The organism is Polynucleobacter difficilis (assembly GCF_003065365.1).
GTDB classification, from domain to species: Bacteria; Pseudomonadota; Gammaproteobacteria; order Burkholderiales; family Burkholderiaceae; genus Polynucleobacter; species Polynucleobacter difficilis.
This window is the reverse complement of sequence record NZ_CP023276.1, coordinates 179,012-198,131: the sequence shown is the minus strand read 5'-3', so window position 1 is coordinate 198,131 and position 19,120 is coordinate 179,012. Positions and strand designations below refer to the sequence as shown.

General features: G+C 51.0%; 15 protein-coding genes and 3 pseudogenes. 8 read left to right on the top strand and 10 right to left on the bottom strand.

What is annotated here, in order from left to right; all coding sequences use genetic code 11:
- Positions 1–7 precede the first annotated feature (7 nt).
- The 4 genes and pseudogenes from accC (at position 8) to AOC34_RS01050 (ending at position 3,931) form a co-directional block, all read left to right on the top strand.
- A complete protein-coding gene (gene accC, locus AOC34_RS01060) occupies positions 8–1,372 on the top strand; it encodes an acetyl-CoA carboxylase biotin carboxylase subunit (protein ID WP_108468373.1) in 1,365 nt (454 codons plus the stop codon).
- A 22-nt stretch (positions 1,373–1,394) separates the two neighbouring features.
- Positions 1,395–2,315: pseudogene (gene prmA, locus AOC34_RS10315) on the top strand (50S ribosomal protein L11 methyltransferase); the annotation flags it as partial.
- A 66-nt stretch (positions 2,316–2,381) separates the two neighbouring features.
- On the top strand, positions 2,382–2,945 hold the full coding sequence (locus AOC34_RS10310) for a DUF3426 domain-containing protein (RefSeq protein WP_234408162.1): 564 nt from the start codon (positions 2,382–2,384) through the stop codon (positions 2,943–2,945).
- 26 nt (positions 2,946–2,971) lie between these two features.
- A complete protein-coding gene (locus tag AOC34_RS01050; RefSeq protein ID WP_108468371.1) occupies positions 2,972–3,931 on the top strand; it encodes a carbohydrate kinase family protein in 960 nt (319 codons plus the stop codon).
- Positions 3,932–4,035: 104 nt separating this feature from the next.
- Here AOC34_RS01050 and AOC34_RS01040 read toward each other — a convergent pair.
- The 5 genes and pseudogenes from AOC34_RS01040 to AOC34_RS01020 all read right to left on the bottom strand — a co-directional run bounded on the left by AOC34_RS01040 (position 4,036) and on the right by AOC34_RS01020 (position 10,953).
- Positions 4,036–4,454 (bottom strand): annotated as a pseudogene (locus tag AOC34_RS01040) (histone).
- 330 nt (positions 4,455–4,784) lie between these two features.
- The gene (locus tag AOC34_RS01035) at positions 4,785–5,969 is read right to left on the bottom strand and encodes a ribonucleotide-diphosphate reductase subunit beta (protein WP_108468368.1); all 1,185 of its coding nucleotides are present in this window, start codon (positions 5,967–5,969) and stop codon (positions 4,785–4,787) included.
- Positions 5,970–6,015: 46 nt separating this feature from the next.
- The gene (locus AOC34_RS01030; RefSeq protein WP_108468367.1) at positions 6,016–8,982 is read right to left on the bottom strand and encodes a ribonucleoside-diphosphate reductase subunit alpha; all 2,967 of its coding nucleotides are present in this window, start codon (positions 8,980–8,982) and stop codon (positions 6,016–6,018) included.
- Between the two features lie 304 nt (positions 8,983–9,286).
- Entirely contained in the window at positions 9,287–10,102 is an 816-nt protein-coding gene (gene ampD, locus AOC34_RS01025) for a 1,6-anhydro-N-acetylmuramyl-L-alanine amidase AmpD (protein WP_267895148.1), read from the bottom strand.
- 2 nt (positions 10,103–10,104) lie between these two features.
- Positions 10,105–10,953 carry a cytochrome C assembly family protein gene (locus AOC34_RS01020; protein ID WP_108468366.1) on the bottom strand — a complete coding sequence of 283 codons (849 nt, stop codon included), beginning with the start codon at positions 10,951–10,953 and terminating at the stop codon, positions 10,105–10,107.
- A gap of 20 nt (positions 10,954–10,973) precedes the next feature.
- Here AOC34_RS01020 and ffh point away from each other — a divergent pair, with 20 nt between their 5' ends.
- A complete protein-coding gene (gene ffh, locus AOC34_RS01015; protein ID WP_108468365.1) occupies positions 10,974–12,356 on the top strand; it encodes a signal recognition particle protein in 1,383 nt (460 codons plus the stop codon).
- 36 nt (positions 12,357–12,392) lie between these two features.
- Here ffh and AOC34_RS01010 read toward each other — a convergent pair whose 3' ends face one another.
- Positions 12,393–14,126: a proline--tRNA ligase gene (locus AOC34_RS01010; RefSeq protein WP_108468364.1), complete on the bottom strand. Its 1,734-nt coding sequence runs from the start codon at positions 14,124–14,126 to the stop codon at positions 12,393–12,395.
- A gap of 48 nt (positions 14,127–14,174) precedes the next feature.
- Between AOC34_RS01010 and AOC34_RS01005 the strand changes: the two genes are divergently transcribed.
- The gene (locus tag AOC34_RS01005; RefSeq protein WP_108468363.1) at positions 14,175–14,750 is read left to right on the top strand and encodes an RNA pyrophosphohydrolase; all 576 of its coding nucleotides are present in this window, start codon (positions 14,175–14,177) and stop codon (positions 14,748–14,750) included.
- 28 nt (positions 14,751–14,778) lie between these two features.
- Positions 14,779–15,348 (top strand): CNP1-like family protein, encoded by a 570-nt coding sequence (locus tag AOC34_RS01000; protein WP_108468362.1) that lies wholly within the window; start codon positions 14,779–14,781, stop codon positions 15,346–15,348.
- A 30-nt stretch (positions 15,349–15,378) separates the two neighbouring features.
- On the opposite strand, the pseudogene proB reads toward AOC34_RS01000, so the two are convergent.
- The 4 genes and pseudogenes from proB to rplU form a co-directional block, all read right to left on the bottom strand.
- A pseudogene (gene proB, locus AOC34_RS00995) lies at positions 15,379–16,155 on the bottom strand (glutamate 5-kinase); the annotation flags it as partial.
- 23 nt (positions 16,156–16,178) lie between these two features.
- On the bottom strand, positions 16,179–17,285 hold the full coding sequence (obgE, locus tag AOC34_RS00990) for a GTPase ObgE (protein ID WP_108468361.1): 1,107 nt from the start codon (positions 17,283–17,285) through the stop codon (positions 16,179–16,181).
- 92 nt (positions 17,286–17,377) lie between these two features.
- Positions 17,378–17,638, bottom strand: a complete 261-nt coding sequence (gene rpmA / locus AOC34_RS00985; RefSeq protein ID WP_108468360.1) for a 50S ribosomal protein L27 — start codon at positions 17,636–17,638, stop codon at positions 17,378–17,380.
- A gap of 33 nt (positions 17,639–17,671) precedes the next feature.
- Positions 17,672–17,983 carry a 50S ribosomal protein L21 gene (gene rplU / locus AOC34_RS00980; protein ID WP_108468359.1) on the bottom strand — a complete coding sequence of 104 codons (312 nt, stop codon included), beginning with the start codon at positions 17,981–17,983 and terminating at the stop codon, positions 17,672–17,674.
- A 74-nt stretch (positions 17,984–18,057) separates the two neighbouring features.
- On the opposite strand from rplU, the gene AOC34_RS00975 reads away from it, so the two are divergent.
- Positions 18,058–19,062: a polyprenyl synthetase family protein gene (locus AOC34_RS00975; RefSeq protein ID WP_108468358.1), complete on the top strand. Its 1,005-nt coding sequence runs from the start codon at positions 18,058–18,060 to the stop codon at positions 19,060–19,062.
- Positions 19,063–19,120: the final 58 nt, after the last annotated feature.

The following is a 19,120-nucleotide window of genomic DNA, read 5'->3' as shown; positions in this document are numbered from 1 at the left end:
GGACGCCATGTTCGATAAGATTCTGATTGCTAACCGCGGAGAAATTGCTCTTCGCATCCAGCGCGCGTGCCGCGAACTCGGCATTAAAACGGTGGTGGTGTATTCCGTTGCCGACAAAGAAGCCAAGTACGTGAAACTCGCTGATGAGGCGGTATGCATTGGGCCCGCCCCTTCGCCGCTGAGCTACCTCAATATGCCAGCCATCATTTCTGCAGCGGAGGTTACGGATGCAGAAGCCATCCACCCCGGCTATGGTTTTTTATCCGAGAATGCCGACTTTGCTGAGCGCGTTGAAAAATCCGGCTTTGCCTTTATTGGCCCGCGTCCTGAGACCATTCGCTTGATGGGTGACAAGGTGTCGGCCAAACGTGCCATGATTAAAGCGGGTGTTCCCTGCGTTCCAGGTTCCGACGGCGCACTGCCCGATAACCCAAAAGAAATTATTGCGATCGCTAAAAAAGTAGGTTATCCCGTCATCATCAAAGCAGCTGGCGGCGGCGGTGGTCGCGGCATGCGCGTCGTGCATACCGAAGCAGCTTTAGTTAACGCAGTCAATATGACGCGGGAAGAGGCGGGCCGTGCTTTTGGTAATCCCGAGGTCTACATGGAGAAGTTTTTAGAAAAGCCTCGCCATGTGGAAATTCAGGTTCTGGCCGACACCCACGGCAATGCTGTCTGGCTCGGTGAACGTGACTGCTCAATGCAGCGCCGCCATCAAAAGATCATTGAAGAAGCGCCAGCGCCCGGCATCGATCGTCGTGCGATTGCCAAAATTGGTGAGCGCTGCGCAGAAGCCTGTCGCAAAATGGGCTACCGCGGTGCAGGCACTTTTGAGTTTCTGTATGAGAACGGTGAGTTTTTCTTCATTGAGATGAATACCCGGGTTCAAGTCGAGCACCCCGTCACTGAAATGATTACGGGCGTTGATATTGTGCAAGAGCAAATTCGCATTGCGGCAGGACTCAAGCTCGGGTTTCGCCAAAAAGACATCGTATTTCAAGGGCATGCCATCGAGTGCCGCATCAATGCCGAAGATCCCTTCAAATTTACCCCCAGCCCAGGTCGTATTTTGTCGTGGCATATGCCAGGCGGTCCTGGCATCCGGGTTGATTCCCATGCCTATGGTGGCTACATGGTGCCGCCCAACTACGATTCCATGATTGGTAAATTGATTGCCTATGGCAAGACCCGCGAGCAGGCAATCCGTCGCATGCGCATTGCCCTCTCGGAAATTGTGATCGATGGCATCACTACCAATATTCCACTGCACCGCGAACTCATGCTCGACCCCAACTTTGAAGAAGGTGGCACGAGCATTCATTACCTCGAACATCGACTGGAAGAGCAAGCTGCCAGCCGAGTGAAGGGGTAGTTTTTCTTGAAAGCGCAGGGCCATGCCGTACCGTGAACTGATTTTTACGGTTCATGCTGAGATAGCTGAACCCTTAGGGGATGCGCTGATGGAGCTCGGCGCACTATCCATTACAGTCGAAGACGCTGCCGCTGGTGGCTACGACGAGAATCCCCTTTACGGTGAACCCGGACTTTCTCCCGAGGTTCAAGCATGGGATCGCTCGATCGTCACCGCCCTGTTTAATCCCGATGAAGATCATTCGGATGATGCTGACTTCATTCCGGAGTTGCTTCATTCATTAAGGGATGCTGGCTTTTTCCTAAGACCCCCTGAAGAAAAAATCGTGGCCGAGCAAGACTGGGTCCGTTTAACGCAAAGCCAATTTGCACCGATTCAGATTGGTGAACGCATTTGGGTGGTGCCCTCTTGGCATGAAACCCCAACCGATCCAAACGCCATATGTTTGGCGGTTGACCCAGGGCTGGCATTTGGCACTGGCAGTCACCCTACTACCCACCTTTGCCTCTTATGGCTCGAGCAACAATCCCACTTGCAGAATATAAGCCTGCTTGATTACGGCTGTGGCTCGGGCATTTTGGCTATTGCCGCCAAAAAGTTAGGCTGCAATCCGGTTGTGGGTACAGATATTGATCCCCAAGCGATGGTGGCTGCGCGCAGCAATGCTGAAATTAATGGGGTTGATATCACCTTTGCTTTACCGGACGATTCGGTGCCGATGCTGAGCGCCGATGCACGCTATGACATCGTCATGGCCAATATTTTGGCCAATCCTTTACAAGTATTGGCTCCGGCTTTAGTCCAGCGCATTCGCCCTGGCGGTCAAATCGTACTCTCTGGAGTGCTGAGCCGTCAGGCCGATGAGGTAATCGCTACCTATAGCCAGTGGCTGACGCTCTCCGTCTGGAAAGAAAGTGAGGGCTGGGTCTGTCTTTCTGGCACCTTAGAAGTAAAAAAAAACAGTACTGATGTAGCAAGTTCGCACAGTCCATCATCAACCAACAAGGCCGTGGTTTTTGCCCGGCTCTCCAAGTTGGCGCTGATTTTTGTTCTGGTTTGTGTCCTTAGCTTTCTCGCCCTGCACTTCACTCGCGATCGTTTGCTACCATTTGCTGCGCCGCAGATCGATCAAACACCATCGGCGCTCCATTTAGAAACGTTTGCTACTTTACTGCGCGTTGATCAAATGCTGTGTGAGTCATTAAGCTGCACAGAAGGGGCTATACGCGATTTTTCTGCGTGGAAGATCACATCGAGTGCGCTCGGCATGCAAACTGCGCAGCAAGCTTCTAAAGCGCCTGCAAATCCATCTGTTCTCGAAGTAGAGGTACAAAATCGATTGATGATGCCAATTGCACTCCCGCATTTGGAGTTAACCCTCACCGATACCGATGAATCTGCCGTGCAATTGATTGTGTTTACGCCAGAAGAGTGGTTGCCGGCATCGTGGCGAGAATCCCATACCCAGTTTGAACGCAACGGCGCTCCCGGCGGAGAAAGTATCCGCTCCCTCATTCCACTGCAATTACCCAGCAATGCTGCCGGCTATCGTGTGCGGCTTTTTTATCCCTAATCTTTTAATCTTCACGAAAGTACTTTATGGCTAGCCTTATTTGCGGTTCCATCGCCTACGACACCATCATGAATTTTGAAGGCCGCTTTCAGGATCAAATCCTGCCAGACCAAATTCATATTCTGAATGTTGCCTTTTTAGTGCCGAGTATGCGGCGGGAATTCGGAGGCTGTGCTGGCAACATTGCCTACAACCTCAAGTTACTCCACGGTGAGCCCGTCATTATGGCAACGGTGGGAGGCGACGCTACGCCCTACCTTGATCGCCTCAAAGACTTGCAAATTGATACCGGCCATATTCGCACCCTCGAGGGTGCATTTACCGCACAGGCGATGATCACCACCGATCTCTCGAATAATCAGATTACGGCCTTTCACCCTGGCGCCATGAATGAATCGCACCTCAATCAGGTCAGCGATGTCGCGGCTGCACGCAGTCAGAAGAAAAGTGCACCGATTACGTTGGCGATTGTTGCGCCCGATGGTCGTGCTGGTATGTGGGAGCACTGCCATCAACTGGCAGAGGCACAGATTCCATTCATTTTTGATCCAGGTCAGGGTTTACCCATGTTCGATGGTCCTGAGCTTTTAGAGCTCACTGAACTGGCAAGCTATTTGGCAGTCAATGACTATGAAGGTGAAATGCTCTCCAAGCGGACTGGCTTATCGCTTGCGCAATTGGGTGAACGCGTCAAAGCCCTGATCGTCACCAAAGGTGCAGAAGGCGCGCAGATTTATACGGGCGGTAAATCGATTTCCATTCCGCCGGTCAAAGCCGCACAACTCATTGATCCAACCGGATGTGGCGACGCCTTTCGGGGCGGACTCCTGTTTGGTTTGGAAAACGGCATGGACTGGGAGACAACCGGTCGCCTTGCCAGCCTAATGGGCTCGATCAAAATTGCCCATCAAGGTCCACAAAACCACCAATTGAGCCTAGATCAGATTAAAGATCAATTCAAAACGGCGTTTGGATTTGGGTTTTAAGGTGATTTAAGCCAAATGCGCTGCTCGCGGCGCTTGGTGATTGGCCATAAAAATGGGGTCCCGAGGGACCCCATTGCATTACTACCTTACCTACAAGCTTGCGCTTATGGGCGTGTGCCGGTTGGGAAAGGCCAAGCAGCAGCTGGATTCAACGCAGTTTGCGTAGGAGCAGCAGGCTTCTTAGCCGCGGGCTTTTTTACAGCAGAGCCCGCTTTCTTCTTGGCAGCAGGCTTACTTACTTTTTTTTTGCAGCAGGCTTGCGCTTAGCAGCAGGCTTCTTAGCAGCAGCTTTTTTAGCAGCAGGCTTCTTCTTTGCTACTTTCTTTGCAGCAGGCTTCTTAGCAGCAGCTTTTTTAGCAGCAGGCTTCTTCTTTGCTACTTTCTTTGCAGCAGGCTTCTTAGCAGCAGCTTTTTTAGCAGCAGGCTTCTTCTTTGCTACTTTCTTTGCAGCAGGCTTCTTAGCAGCTACTTTTTTCTTTGCAGCAGGTTTCTTTGCAGCTGGTTTCTTTTTGGCGATTGCCATAGTGATACTCCTTCACGTGAGGATTAGTACGAACTACCGATTAAGAAGACCCGACCATTCAGATCTACCGTGCCATAAGGCCTGGCGGACCGAGCGAGCGAGCCATTCATCGGCGCGCGGCTTGATGCTAAGTGCTGCACGCTAATGAATCCTGGAAAAAAAGCCGCGACCCCAAGGGGTGACGGCTTCTTAAAAATGCTGGAAAAAAAGGAGAATAAAGAGCAAACGCCTCGTTTGAGGGGTTTTTTAAACTGTGTCTGCTTTAGATTACTAAAACTATCCAACCGTTTACTCTCCTATGAACCAGTGAGGCGCTTATTAGGTAAACCATTACTCCCAGTTCAGCGCACCACCAGTTTGATACTCAATAACGCGTGTCTCAAAAAAGTTTCGTTCTTTCTTCAGATCGATCATTTCTGACATCCATGGAAATGGATTCTCTTCATTTGGGAACATTGCGTCAAGTCCTATTTGCATACACCGACGATTACAGATGTATCGGAGGTAGCCTTTGAACATCGGCGCGTTCAATCCGAGGACACCCCGGGGCATCGTATCTTCGGCATAACGGTACTCTAATTCGACTGCTTGTTCGAAGATGCCGCGGATCTCTTCTTTGAACGCGGAAGTCCATAACTGCGGGTTCTCCAGCTTGATTTGGTTAATCAAGTCGATACCAAAATTGCAGTGCATGGACTCATCACGCAAGATGTATTGATACTGCTCAGCAGCACCCGTCATTTTGTTTTGGCGACCCATTGCAAGGATTTGCGTAAAACCAACATAAAAGAATAAACCTTCCATTACGCAGGCAAAAACGATCAGCGAACGCAGTAACTTTTGATCGTTTTCTAATGTGCCGGTCTTAAAGTTGGGATCCGTGAGTACGTCAATGTATGGAATTAAGAACTGGTCTTTAGCGCGAATGGACTCAATCTCGTTGTACGCATTAAAGATTTCAGACTGGTCTAAGCCTAACGATTCCACAATATATTGGTAGGCGTGGGTATGAATTGCCTCCTCGAAAGCCTGACGCAATAGGTATTGGCGGCACTCTGGAGCAGTAATGTGACGATACGTACCCAAAACAATATTGTTTGCGGCCAACGAATCTGCGGTTGTAAAGAAGCCCAAGTTGCGCTTAATGATGCGACGCTCGTCTTCCGTCAAGCCGTTTGGATCTTTCCAAAGGGCGATATCGCGGTTCATATTGATCTCTTGTGGCATCCAGTGGTTTGCGCAACCCGCCAAATACTTCTCCCAGGCCCACTTATATTTAAATGGAACCAGCTGATTTACATCAGTCTTCGCATTAATCACACGCTTATCCGCCGCATTGACACGCATGGCTGCGCCGCCGGATACATTAGCAGCCTGTGCTGGCGCAGGTGCGGCCGCTTGGGGCGCAATTGCAACCTGATCCGGCTGCGGTGCTTTCTGTGGCTGTACTGCTGGCTGCGGCGCTAAACCGACTTTAGCCAGTGCTGGCGCCACTTCTTCTTCCCAATTCAACATAGTGTTCTCCAAAATTCCATCGTTTCACTACTCGTAAGCAAATGGCTTACTGGCACGCTTCACATTCATCAAATCCAGCATCGCCTGGGCGCATCGTGCAAACAGGGCCATCTGCCTCCACTGCCGCTGCCGCCGCATCGGTACCGTTCACCCCGCCGCCACTCGAAACCGAGTTGAGTTGACCGCTTGCCACAGTGGACTTCTCCACGTGGGTTGCTGCCATCGTGCGGAGGTAATACGTGGTCTTTAATCCACGCAACCAAGCTAACTTATAGGTGTCATCAAGCTTCTTGCCGGACGCGCCAGCCATATAAATATTCAAGGACTGGGCTTGATCGATCCATTTTTGACGGCGCGATGCTGCTTCCACCAGCCAACTTGGTTCCACTTCAAAGGCAGTCGCGTATATATCACGCAAATCCTGTGGCACGCGATCAATCTTCGACAGGGTACCGTCAAAGTACTTCAAATCAGCAATCATTACTTCATCCCAAAGGCCGCGGTCTTTGAGGTCGCGTACCAAATACTCATTCACTACCGTGAACTCGCCCGATAAATTGGATTTCACAAACAGATTCTGGAAAGTAGGCTCGATGCAAGCCGACACGCCAATAATATTGGAAATCGTTGCAGTCGGTGCGATGGCCACGCAGTTGGAATTGCGCATACCAAACTGCTTAATTCGGGCGCGCAAACTATCCCAATCCAGCTTTGAAGACATATCGACTTCCAGATAGCCGCCGCGCTCTTCCGCTAGCAAGCGCACGGAGTCTTGCGGAAGAATGCCGCGATCCCACAGCGATCCTTTGTAGCTACTGTAGGTGCCGCGCTCTTCTGCCAGAGCATTCGATGCCTGGTAGGCGTAGTAGCACACTGCCTCCATTGACTCATCCGCAAATTGAACTGCTGCATCACTGGCGTAAGGAATGCGTTGCATGTGCAAGCAATCCTGGAAACCCATGATGCCAAGACCGACTGGGCGGTGCTTGAGATTGGAGTTGCGTGCCTTAGCAACCGCATAGTAGTTGATGTCAATCACGTTATCGAGCATGCGCATGGCTGTGCGAATGGTCTTTTGCAATTTCTCGTGATCCAGTACCAAACGGCCCTTTGCATCGGTTGTCATGTGGGCGGTTAAGTTCACCGAACCCAAGTTACAAACCGCGATTTCATCGTCATTGGTGTTGAGAGTGATCTCAGTGCATAAATTGGACGAGTGGACTACGCCGACGTGCTGCTGTGGGCTACGAATATTGCAAGGATCTTTAAAGGTGATCCAAGGGTGGCCAGTTTCAAACAGCATGCCCAGCATCTTGCGCCATAACTGTTGCGCAGGGATGGTGCGGGATGGCTTGATGACGCCGCTTTCTGCTTGCTTTTCATAGGCAACATAGGCGTCTTCAAATGCCTTACCAAATTTGTCGTGCAAATCGGGGGTATTGGATGGCGAGAACAGGGTCCAGTTGCCGTTTTCCATCACGCGCTTCATGAACAGATCTGGAATCCAGTTGGAGGTGTTCATGTCATGCGTACGGCGGCGATCATCGCCCGTGTTCTTGCGCAGCTCCAAGAATTCTTCGATGTCCAAGTGCCATGTTTCCAAGTACGCACATACAGCGCCTTTGCGCTTACCGCCTTGGTTTACTGCAACGGCTGTGTCATTCACTACCTTTAAGAATGGCACTACGCCCTGTGACTTGCCGTTGGTACCTTTGATGTGGCTACCAAGGGCACGCACGTTGGTCCAGTCATTGCCAAGGCCACCAGCAAACTTCGATAGCAAGGCGTTCTCTTTCAAGGCCTCATAAATACCATCGAGGTCATCTGCGACGGTAGTCAAATAACAGCTGGAGAGCTGCGGACGGGTGGTTGCTGAATTGAAGAGGGTTGGTGTGCTGGACATAAAGTCAAACGTCGAGAGCACTTCATAAAACTCAATGGCACGGGCTTCACGGTCAAGCTCATTCAGAGAAAGGCCCATAGCCACACGCATAAAGAACGCCTGTGGCATTTCAATGCGGCGGTCTTCAATGTGCAAGAAATACCGGTCATACAGGGTTTGCAGACCGAGATAATTGAACTGCAGGTCGCGATCCGCATTCAGGGCAGTAGCCAGGCGAGCCAAATCAAATTCGCGCATGCGGGGGTCAAGCAACTCGGCATCGATACCTTCGTTAATGTATTTCGCAAAGTACGTGCCGTACTCAGCCTGCATATTGCCCTGCAATACCTCATGACCCAAAATCTCTTTGCGGATCACGTGCATCAGGATCCGTGCAGTTACCTGGCTATACGCAGGGTCCTTTTCAATTAAGGTACGGGAGGCCAGGATGGCAGAGTCATACACCTGCGCCATCGGTACGCCATCGTACAAATTCTTGATGGTTTCCGTAATGATTGGAGTGGCGTCAATTGCATTGCCCAAACCTTCACATGCCGCCTGAATCACCGTACGCAGTGCAGCCATATCGAGGGGCTTGCTTACACCGTTATCCAGCACAGTAATGCCAGACTCGGCCTGTTGTGCTGCAGTTTGTGTCTCTGGTGCAGTTGCTTGCTGGCTTGCGCGTTCTTGATTGCGCTTTTCGCGGTACAAAACATACGCACGGGCGACGTTGTGCTCGCCGCTGCGCATGAGCGCCAATTCAACCTGGTCTTGAATGTCTTCAATATGAAAGGTACCGCCATTGGGGCGACTACGCAGTAAGGCACGAACAACCGCATGGGTTAATTGCTCCACCTGTTCACGCACGCGAGCCGAGGCAGCACCCTGTCCACCATTCACTGCTAAGAATGCTTTGGTTACAGCAATGGCAATTTTGGAAGGCTCAAATGCCACCACTGAACCATTGCGTCGAATAATTTTGTAATCGGATAACTGGGTTGCTTGAGCTCCACCGACGCCACCAGCCACAAATCCAGCAGAAGGGTTTTGGGTCATATTTGCGGTGGGATTGCCGCCGGAAGGAAGCCCTAATTGTGTCTCTGCTGCCGATTGGTTGGTATATGTCATAGCGCCCCTGCGTTTACCTAAGTTCGTGTAAGAAATGTCTTTTTAAAACAAGGATTTAACCTTATTTTGCAATTGTGTTTTTGGCAAAATAACACTACATCTAGTGTTTTTTTTGCACTTAAGTACTAAGTATAGGGAATTATTGTGAATCGCGTATGCTTTTTATTACAAAAAATACCTAGGATTTGCCCTGATTTTTATAGGCAATGTGAGGGTCAATTTTGGTGCAAATTTAGAGGGTGTTTTGGCTGTTGGCAAATAATGTAAGCGAATGCTTACATACATAAAATTCGGCCTAAATTAACTAGCGTGAAGCGAGGCCAAATGGCAATTTATCAATCGGTAATCTGTTGTCTTTTTGAAACCGCGCCCAATCAAACTGTATGCCGGGATCGGTTTTTCGTTCCGGCGCAATATCGCTGTGGCCAGCAAAACGGAAAAGCGGATTCTGGGATTGCAACTGGGTAATGAGCTGCTGTAAGGCCTGGTACTGGGCTTCTTCAAAAACAGTATCCCCATCGCCTTCAAGCTCAATCCCAATCGAAAAATCATTGCACCGTGCGCGCCCTTCAAACTGCGATTCGCCGGCATGCCAAGCCCGATTCTGCGTCGACACAAATTGAATGATGCGCCCTGAGCGGGCAATCAGGAAGTGGCTTGAGACGCGTCGGTCCGCAATGTCGGCAAAGTAGGGGTGTGCCTGCGGATCCAGTTGGTTCCGAAAAAAATCAACAATGTATTGCGTACTGTTCTGGGTTCTAAATTGCCCTGGCGGCAAGCTAATGTGATGCAACACCACCAGATCCGTCGCGACCTCACTGGGTCGCGCATCAAAATTCGGGGAAGCCCGCCATATTGCCGATCCCAGCCAGCCCTTTGAATCAATCGCATCGCGGTGCGCGGCAGAGCAGTAAAAACGGTCTTCTTGGATTACCCCTTCAGAGCTGGGCAAATGCACCCCGCAATGGCGGCAAGGCCGGATTTCTTCTGACTCGGCGATGACTGGTGGTGGCGCTTGGGCTTTTGTTTTTGCTTTTTCTACTTGCGCAGCGCGGCCCTTGTTTTTGATCCAAAAGTAAATGAGGCCAATACCGACCAGCAGCAGAATCCATTTCAGCACAATTAGGTTCGCTGCAAAATAACTTCAAGCACAAAGCGGCTTCCCACATAAGCCAGAATGAGCGCAACGTAGGCGCCCAAAACCCAGCGAATCGCTACTAAGCCGCGCAAACCCACACGCCAACGCGCCACAATGAGTCCGGCAAACAAGAACCAGGAGATCAAGGCGAAGATAGTTTTGTGATCAAAGACGAGTGGCCTACCAAACAGCGCTTGCGAAAAAAAGAGCCCAGAAAACACGGTCAGACTCAGTAATGCAAAGCCCACATAGATGAAGTTAAAGAGGAGACTTTCCATTGCCATTAAGGGTGGCAGGGACTCGAGCCAATGGCCAATACGGCTATCTTGGGCATAGGTAAATTGACGACGCAATGCCCGGTCTTGAATGCTCATTAAAATCGCATGCATGACAGCGAGGCTTAACAAACCAACAGCGCTGGTGGCCACAATGAAATGCCCTTTGAACCAAGCATCCGAGACGGTTCTGGCCGAGAGCAAGGTCCCTGGAAAAATATCCGGCAGGATGGCGCACACCATCGCCAAGGCAAGGGCCATTAAGCGCATGCTGGAAATCGGCAACATCCAGCTCTGAACCCAATAAAAGGCCAGTCCAACCCAGGCAATTAAGGAGAGATTTTGCGCAAACCCAAAGACAAAGCCCTCAGGGGTAAAGATGGAGTCATGCAAGACCGCGCCATGCACCAATAGAATGAGGAAAATGAGGCCCTGCACCAAAAAAATGAAGGGCTCGGTCTCGGGCCGATTACGCGGCCGCACGCTTAATGTGATCAGCAAAAGCAGATAAAGTGCGGAGGGAAGCCAGTCAAAGCTGGAGTAACCTAAAATTGTCATTTGGAAAGTCTAATCGATAAATGCTAGAGAACCTCACAGACCGTCTTTCTCGTGTTGTTAAAACAATGCGCGGTGAGGCTCGCCTCACTGAAAAGAACACCGCAGACATGCTGCGCGAGATCCGTTTGGCCTTACTCGAAGCCGACGTCGCACTCCCCGTAGTCAAGTCCCTGCTCGAACAGGTTAAATTCAAAGCCCTTGGTGAGGATGTGGTTGGTAGCCTCAGTCCAGGGCAAGCCTTAGTTGGGGTGGTCCAGCGGGAATTAACCAGCGTCATGGCTGGCGACGGCAGTCAAAGCAGTGAACTCAACCTCGCCACCCAACCTCCTGCCGTTATTTTGATGGCCGGCTTACAAGGCGCAGGTAAAACCACCTCGGTCGGCAAGCTCGCCAAATGGTTGCGCGAAACCAAAAAGAAAAAGGTTTTAACAGTCTCCTGCGACGTCTATCGCCCTGCCGCGATTGAGCAATTGGAAACCGTCAGTCAATTGGTGGGTGTCGAGTGCTTCCCGAGCAATACCAATCAAAAGCCAGTGGACATTGCCACCAATGCATTGGACTGGGCACGCCGTCACTACTTTGATGTGCTCATTGTCGATACCGCAGGTCGCTTGGGTATTGATGAAGCCTTGATGCAGGAAATCGCGCAACTACATATGGCAGTCAAACCGATCGAGACTCTCTTTGTGGTCGATGCGATGTTAGGTCAAGATGCCGTGAACACGGCCAAGGCATTCCATGAGGCGCTGCCCTTGAGCGGTGTAGTACTTACCAAACTCGATGGTGACTCCCGTGGTGGTGCCGCCCTATCGGTACGCCACGTCACTGGGGTACCGCTCAAGTTCATCGGCGTGGCCGAAAAGATGGATGGCCTTGAGCCGTTTGATGCCGAACGCATGGCTAATCGCATTTTGGGCATGGGCGATATTCTGGCGTTGGTTGAACAAGCGCATCAAAACATCGACGTTGCCAAAGCCGAGAAGCTGGCAGTGAAGATGCAAAAGGGTGGTTTTGATCTAGCCGACTTTCGGGATCAAATTACCCAGATGCAACAAATGGGCGGCATGGCCAATATGCTGGATAAATTACCTAGCCACATGACGCAAAATGCGGGCAAGGTCAATATGAGTCAAGCCGATCTGCAAATCAAACGCATGCGCGGCATCATCGATAGCATGACCGCGCAAGAGCGCAGCAAGCCTGAGCTACTTAAAGCAAGTCGTAAGCGCCGCATTGCTGCGGGCGCCGGTGTTCAAGTGCAAGAAGTCAATCGTATGCTCGCGCAGTTTGAGCAAATGCAAACCATGATGAAGCAATTTAAGGGCGGCAAGATGGCCCGCATGATGGGCTCGATGGCAGCGCGTGGTGCGGCTAAAGGACTTGGCGGCCTATTTAAAAAATAAGCTGCCTTACCATTTGTCTTTATTCGATTAAACGATCTACTGCTTGGCCGTTTGAACAGCAGCGATGACGTGATCCTTGATCGAGGCAAGCGGAATGTTTTGCGCAGCACTTTCGGTGCGACCTTGAAACTCCACCTGCCCGTCTTTTAGTCCGCGCTCACCAATCACCACGCGGTAGGGTACGCCGATTAACTCCCAGTCGGCAAACATCGCGCCTGGGCGCTCGCCACGGTTATCCAGCACCACGTCAATGCCCGCAGCCAGAAGTGCGTCGTGTAAGGCATCGGCTTCCACCTTCACAGAATCCGACTTGTCGTAACCCACCGGGCAAATAACGACCTCAAATGGCGCCATCGAAATCGGCCATACGATACCCCGATCATCGTGACCCTGTTCGATCGCCGCGCCAAGTAAACGCGTTACGCCAATCCCATAACAACCCATCACCATGGGTTGCGCTTTGCCGTTCTCATCCAAAAAGGTGCAACGCATTGCTTCAGAGTAGCGGGTACCCAGTTGAAAGACATGCCCCACTTCAATGCCGCGGCAAATTTCGACAACCCCTTTGCCATCCGGCGACGGATCACCAGCGACGGCATTGCGGATGTCAGCAACCTGCGGCAAGGGTAAGTCACGCCCCCAGTTCACACCCGTCAAATGGAATCCAGTCGCGTTAGCTCCGCAGACAAAGTTACTCATATTGGCTACGGTGCGATCGGCAATGACGACGACATCGGAGCGCACACCCACTGGGCCTAAGGAGCCCGGACTCGCATTGCATGCGGCGGCGATCTCTGCCTCGCTGGCAAAACGGGATTCGGCTAGACCAGGAATTTTACTGAGCTTGATTTCATTTAATTCGTGATCACCGCGGAGCAAAAGCATGAAGAGTTTGGCAGGGCCTTTCTCTTGGTCTACTGCAAAAACCAGGGTCTTCACGGTTTGCTCAATCGGAAGAGACAAAAACTGCGCCACTTGATCGCAGCGGGTTTGATCGGGTGTTGCCACTTTTTGAATAGCGGCGCTTGGAGCAGCGCGAGCGGGTATCAATGAGAGTGATTCCGCCGCCTCTAAATTGGCAGCGTAATCGGAGTTGGGGCAATACACAATCGCATCTTCACCGGTATCGGCAATCACATGAAATTCTTGGCTACCTGAGCCACCAATCGCACCGTTGTCGGCGGTAACAGCCCTAAACACCAAACCCATACGCTCAAAAATACGGGTATAGGCATCGAACATCAATTGATACGACTGCTTGAGGCCAGCAGTATCCCGATCAAACGAATAGGCGTCCTTCATGCTGAACTCACGGCCACGCATGATGCCAAAACGCGGACGGCGCTCATCGCGAAACTTCGTCTGAATTTGATAGAAGTTCACTGGCAACTGCTTATAACTTCTAATTTCATTGCGGGCTAAATCGGTCACTACCTCTTCGGAAGTAGGCTGAATTAAAAAATCGCGCTCATGTCGGTCTTTAATTCGGAGTAGTTCAGGGCCCATCTTTTCCCAGCGGCCGGTTTCTTGCCATAGCTCTGCTGGCTGAATCATGGGCATGAGGAGTTCAATCGCGCCTCCCCGATTCATTTCTTCGCGAATGATATTTTCGACCTTGCGAATGACCTTTAAACCCAGTGGCAAGTAGTTATAAATTCCGGCACTTAACTTACGGATTAAGCCAGCACGCACCATGAGCTGATGCGAAACCACCTCAGCGTCGGAGGGGGCTTCCTTGAGGGTCGCGAGAAAGGTTTGTGTGGCTTTCATGTATAGATATAATCAAATCACTGATTTTAATGGATTTGGAGCGCGATTATGCTCGACCGCGAAGGGTATCGACCCAATGTCGGCATTGTCCTCCTTAACGGCGCTAACGAGGTTTTCTGGGGAAAACGCGTTGGACAGCATTCGTGGCAGTTCCCGCAAGGCGGGATTCAGCATGGTGAAAGCCCAGAAGAAGCCATGTACCGCGAATTGCACGAAGAGGTTGGCTTGCTGCCGGAACATGTCCAGATCATTGGACGCACCAGGGACTGGCTTCGCTATGATGTCCCGGAGGAGTTCTTGCGCCGTCAAACCGCCAGTCGGATGCAACGGGCCAGCTACCGCGGTCAAAAGCAAATTTGGTTTTTACTGCGCCTGACCGGGCAGGACAGCGACATTCACCTGCGGGCAACCGAGCATCCTGAGTTCGATGCCTGGCGCTGGCACCCCTATTGGATTGAGCTCGATTCCGTCGTGGATTTTAAGCGCGAGGTATATGAGTTAGCCTTATCTGAACTGGCGCGCTACCTGACCCGCAATCTGAAATTACAGCAACTGGTTTGGGGTTCACCGCTCGAGCTCACACAGCATGTTCGGCGCCATGACTCAGACGCTCCACCCAACTAACGCTGCACCCTCCTCTTAGGCCAATCCCATGCATACCCCTCCTTTGACGCATCGCCGGTTATTCGCCTATGCGAGCTGCTTACTGGTTTCGGCAAGCTTTATTGCTTGCTCTGGCGACCCAATGATCAGCGGCGTTGATCCCTACGCCCCTACGGTTTTTAAGGAAGGCAATACTAGCATGCCGCTGGTTGCGCCAAACCCCAAAACCCTACTGCCTTTTTATGTTTCTGAAACCACGATATTTAAGTTTGCAATCGATACCCAATCCATTTTGATTGGTAATGATGGTGTAACGCGCTATATGGTGCAAATCACGAGTCCAAGCGGATCCAAGCAAACCCAATACGAAGGCATTCGCTGTGATTCCTATCAAGTCCGTCTTTACGGCACGTATGAGGCCAATGGGAGCTGGCGGAAAAATCCCTTAGGTAGCTGGTCTAAGATTAGCGATAACATTCCGAATCGCTATCAGGCTGCTTTAGCGCAGGGCGCCATTTGTAATTTATCGAGTCAAGAGAAAAGCCTAAAGACCGTCATCCGATCACTAAACCCCAATAGCTTTATTGGCGGCAATCAATTGCCCGACTATCCCAATTGATGCGGGCTAATTTGCCCCTTATTCTGGGCTAAGGCAGGTACCAATTTGTTCACCAGCCAGCAGGCGGGTTAGCACACCCGGCTCATGGCCTGAGGCTATAACGGTACTTGCGCCGGTTGCCCTAGCTGTCTTAGCGGCCAAGACCTTAGTCAGCATACCGCCCTTACTTAGCGCACTGCCAGCGCCACCTGCCATGGTTTCTAAATTAGGATCGCCAGCAATGGCATTAGCAACCAGGCTTGCGCTGGCGTCTTTTCTGGGGTCGGCTGTGTAGAGACCGCCTTGATCCGTCAGAATCACTAGGGCATCTGCACTGACTAAGTTGGCGACTAAGGCAGCAAGGTGATCGTTGTCACCAAACTTAATTTCATCGGTCACGACCGTATCGTTTTCATTAATGATCGGCACAACACCCAATTGCAGCAAGGTAGTAAGGGTTGCCTTTGCATTCGCATTGCGCTCGCCATTCGCTAAGTCAGCATTGGTAAGCAAGACTTGGGCGCTACGCAAACCAAAGCGCGCAAAGGAACTTTCATACACCTGCACTAAACCCATTTGACCCACTGCAGCAGCGGCCTGCAGCTGGTGAATTTCGGTAGGGCGCTGCGTCCATGCAAGGCGCTGCATTCCCTCTGCAATTGCACCAGAGCTCACCATCAAGACTTCACATCCCGATTTTTGCAAGCCCGCAACTTGTTCTGCCCAATTGGCGATAGCAGCATGATCCAAGCCTTCGCCATTGTTGGTAACCAAGCTAGAACCCACTTTCACCACAATCCGTTTTGCGTTCTGTATTCCCATGTACATCTCGATCGTATATTTAATTCAGATTAATCTTCAGCATCCATCACTTTACGTGCCCGCTCATCATCATTACCTTGATAACGCGGATCGATTGCACGCTCCTCTGCCGCATCATGCTCACGGCGTACCGAGTCTAAATAATCTTGTAAGGCGTAGCAGAGCTTTTCACAACCCAGCCCAGTCAAAGCCGAAATCTCAAAGACTGGGCCTTTCCATTTAAAGCGCTTAATGAAGTCTTTTACCTTTGCGGCGCGCTCATCCTCTGGGATCATGTCGATCTTATTGAGCACCAACCAACGTGGCTTTTCAGCCAAAGCCTCATCGTATTTATGCAATTCGTTGACGATCGCTTTTGCATCGGCAACGTTATCAACGCCCTCATCAAAAGGCGCCAGATCAACCATGTGCAACAAAACACCGGTACGCTGTAAGTGGCGTAAGAATCGATGGCCTAAACCAGCGCCCTCTGCTGCGCCCTCAATCAAACCCGGAATGTCGGCAATCACAAAGCTACGTTCTTGCCCAATGCGCACCACACCTAAATTGGGATGCAAGGTCGTGAACGGGTAATCGGCAATTTTGGGTCTGGCATTGGATACCGCAGTAATCAGGGTGGATTTACCGGCATTAGGCATGCCCAGCAAACCCACATCAGCCAGCACCTTTAACTCGAGTTTGAGCTTGCGACGGTCTCCTGGTTTGCCATTAGTCTTTTGCCGTGGCGCGCGATTCGTACTGCTCTTAAAGTGAATGTTGCCCCAGCCGCCGACACCGCCTTCAGCCAAGCATAGGCGTTCACCATGCGTTGTCAGATCAGCAATCAGATCGCCGGTTTCAAAATCAGAAATGATGGTACCGACCGGCATACGCAATTCAATATCAACACCCGCCCTGCCATAGCAATCGGCACCTCGCCCCGGCTCGCCATTTTTGGCGGTATGGGTTTTGGCATAGCGGTAATCAATCAAGGTATTGATGTTGCGATCGGCAACTGCATAGACACTGCCGCCGCGCCCACCATCACCACCATCGGGTCCACCGAACTCGATGAACTTTTCGCGGCGCATGGAAGCGCTACCGGCGCCACCATCGCCAGCAATTACTTCGATTCGAGCTTCATCAATAAATTTCATGAATAAAAAAGGCCTCGCTGTGCGAGGCCTGTTCCTAAGAGTTAAATTTCGGTGTTGCGTTCAGAAATAAAACGGATCTCAGTCAGGCTGCCTTATGAACGAGGCAATACCGAAACTTGGGCCTTATTCAAGGCGCCTTTGATACCAAACTGCACTTGACCATCGATTAATGCAAATAAAGTGTGGTCTTTACCAATACCCACGTTTGCACCAGGATGGACCTTGGTACCACGTTGACGAATAATGATGCTGCCAGCATTGATGTGCTCGCCGCCAAATACCTTCACGCCTAAGCGTTTCGATTCTGAGTCGCGGCCATTTCGTGTCGAGCCGCCGCCTTTTTTCTGTGCCATTGTTCTTCTCCTGCTATTTCAGCGTGTGCCTAACTAGGCCTTGATCGTATTAATCAAAATTTCAGTGAAATTCTGACGATGACCCTGGTGCTTTTGATAGTGCTTGCGCCGGCGCATCTTAAAGATTTTCACTTTGTCGTGACGTCCTTGGGAGATGACAGTGGCCATCACAGCGGCACCATTAACCAGTGGATCACCCAACTTGAGTGAAGCGCCCTCGCCTACGGCAAGAACTTGGTCTAAGGTAATTTCGCTGCCGATATCCGCTGGTATCTGTTCTATTTTCAATTTTTCACCAGCAGCAACTTTATACTGTTTGCCACCGGTTTTTATGACCGCGTACATGGTTTGAAACCTCAAATTAATGAAACATTGAAGCTAATCCACACGGACTAGCTGAGCCGATTATTATATCTTGCATGAGTACCACTGTCAAAACTACTGATCTGGCTGCCATTTTGGCCCCAATAGCCCCTGATTTAAAGGCTCTAGACGAGGTTATTAAGCGCCGTTTGACCTCTGAAGTGGCCTTAATTGACCAGATTTCGGGCTATATCATCCAATCCGGCGGGAAAAGGGTACGTCCCGCCCTGTTAATTTTGGTCGCAAAAGCCCTCTCCAGCGGCCGAGAAATCCCCCATGTGCTGGATTTAGCCGCTGTTGTCGAGTTTATCCATACCGCCACCCTCTTACACGACGATGTGGTCGATGAATCCACCCTGCGCCGAGGGCGTGAGACTGCCAATGCGGCCTTTGGCAACGCTGCCAGCGTGCTCGTCGGGGATTTCTTGTATTCCAGGGCATTCCAAATGATGGTGGCCCCCAATGACATTCGGATCATGCAGATTCTGTCGGATGCCACCAATACGATTGCTGAGGGCGAGGTATTGCAGCTCCTCAATATGAATGACCCTGAGGTGGACGAGTCCAGCTACCTGCAAGTGATTCGCTATAAAACGGCCAAATTGTTTGAGGCTTCCAGTGAGCTGGGTGCTATTTTGGCGGGTGCGAGCAATAGTGAGCGAGAGCTTGCCGCGGCTTTTGGTCGTCACATCGGCACCGCATTTCAGCTGATGGATGATTTACTGGACTACACCGCTAGCCCTGAACAAATGGGTAAAAATGCCGGAGACGATCTGCGCGAAGGAAAACCAACCCTCCCACTGATTTACTTATTGGAAAAGGGCAATACGGAAGAGCAGCTCTTAGTGCGCGCAGCCATCACCCAAAATACCGATCTTCCGGAAGATGTATTTGAGCAAATACTGGCTGCGGTACAGTGCTCTGGCGCCCTGGAATACACCCAACTAGCTGCCAAACGCGAAGCGGACCTTGCGCTCGGGAATATCAAAGCATTCCCCAAGAATGCCGCGACAGACTCCTTGATTGCGCTCTGCGAATACTCCCTTGCAAGGCAAATGTAGCAGTCTGTAGCTCCTTTTCCAGACAGCACTAGTCAGATAAAATAGTTGCACTGGCATC

Bases quoted from the DNA above. Each gene is read 5' to 3' on its own strand.
- accC (WP_108468373.1), top strand. From the start codon at position 8: ATGTTCGATAAGATTCTGATTGCTAACCGCGGAGAAATTGCTCTTCGC.
- AOC34_RS01050 (WP_108468371.1), top strand. From the start codon at position 2,972: ATGGCTAGCCTTATTTGCGGTTCCATCGCCTACGACACCATCATGAAT.
- AOC34_RS01035 (WP_108468368.1), bottom strand. From the start codon at position 5,969: ATGTTGAATTGGGAAGAAGAAGTGGCGCCAGCACTGGCTAAAGTCGGT.
- AOC34_RS01030 (WP_108468367.1), bottom strand. From the start codon at position 8,982: ATGACATATACCAACCAATCGGCAGCAGAGACACAATTAGGGCTTCCT.
- AOC34_RS01020 (WP_108468366.1), bottom strand. From the start codon at position 10,953: ATGACAATTTTAGGTTACTCCAGCTTTGACTGGCTTCCCTCCGCACTT.
- ffh (WP_108468365.1), top strand. From the start codon at position 10,974: ATGCTAGAGAACCTCACAGACCGTCTTTCTCGTGTTGTTAAAACAATG.
- AOC34_RS01010 (WP_108468364.1), bottom strand. From the start codon at position 14,126: ATGAAAGCCACACAAACCTTTCTCGCGACCCTCAAGGAAGCCCCCTCC.
- AOC34_RS01005 (WP_108468363.1), top strand. From the start codon at position 14,175: ATGCTCGACCGCGAAGGGTATCGACCCAATGTCGGCATTGTCCTCCTT.
- AOC34_RS01000 (WP_108468362.1), top strand. From the start codon at position 14,779: ATGCATACCCCTCCTTTGACGCATCGCCGGTTATTCGCCTATGCGAGC.
- obgE (WP_108468361.1), bottom strand. From the start codon at position 17,285: ATGAAATTTATTGATGAAGCTCGAATCGAAGTAATTGCTGGCGATGGT.
- rpmA (WP_108468360.1), bottom strand. From the start codon at position 17,638: ATGGCACAGAAAAAAGGCGGCGGCTCGACACGAAATGGCCGCGACTCA.
- rplU (WP_108468359.1), bottom strand. From the start codon at position 17,983: ATGTACGCGGTCATAAAAACCGGTGGCAAACAGTATAAAGTTGCTGCT.
- AOC34_RS00975 (WP_108468358.1), top strand. From the start codon at position 18,058: ATGAGTACCACTGTCAAAACTACTGATCTGGCTGCCATTTTGGCCCCA.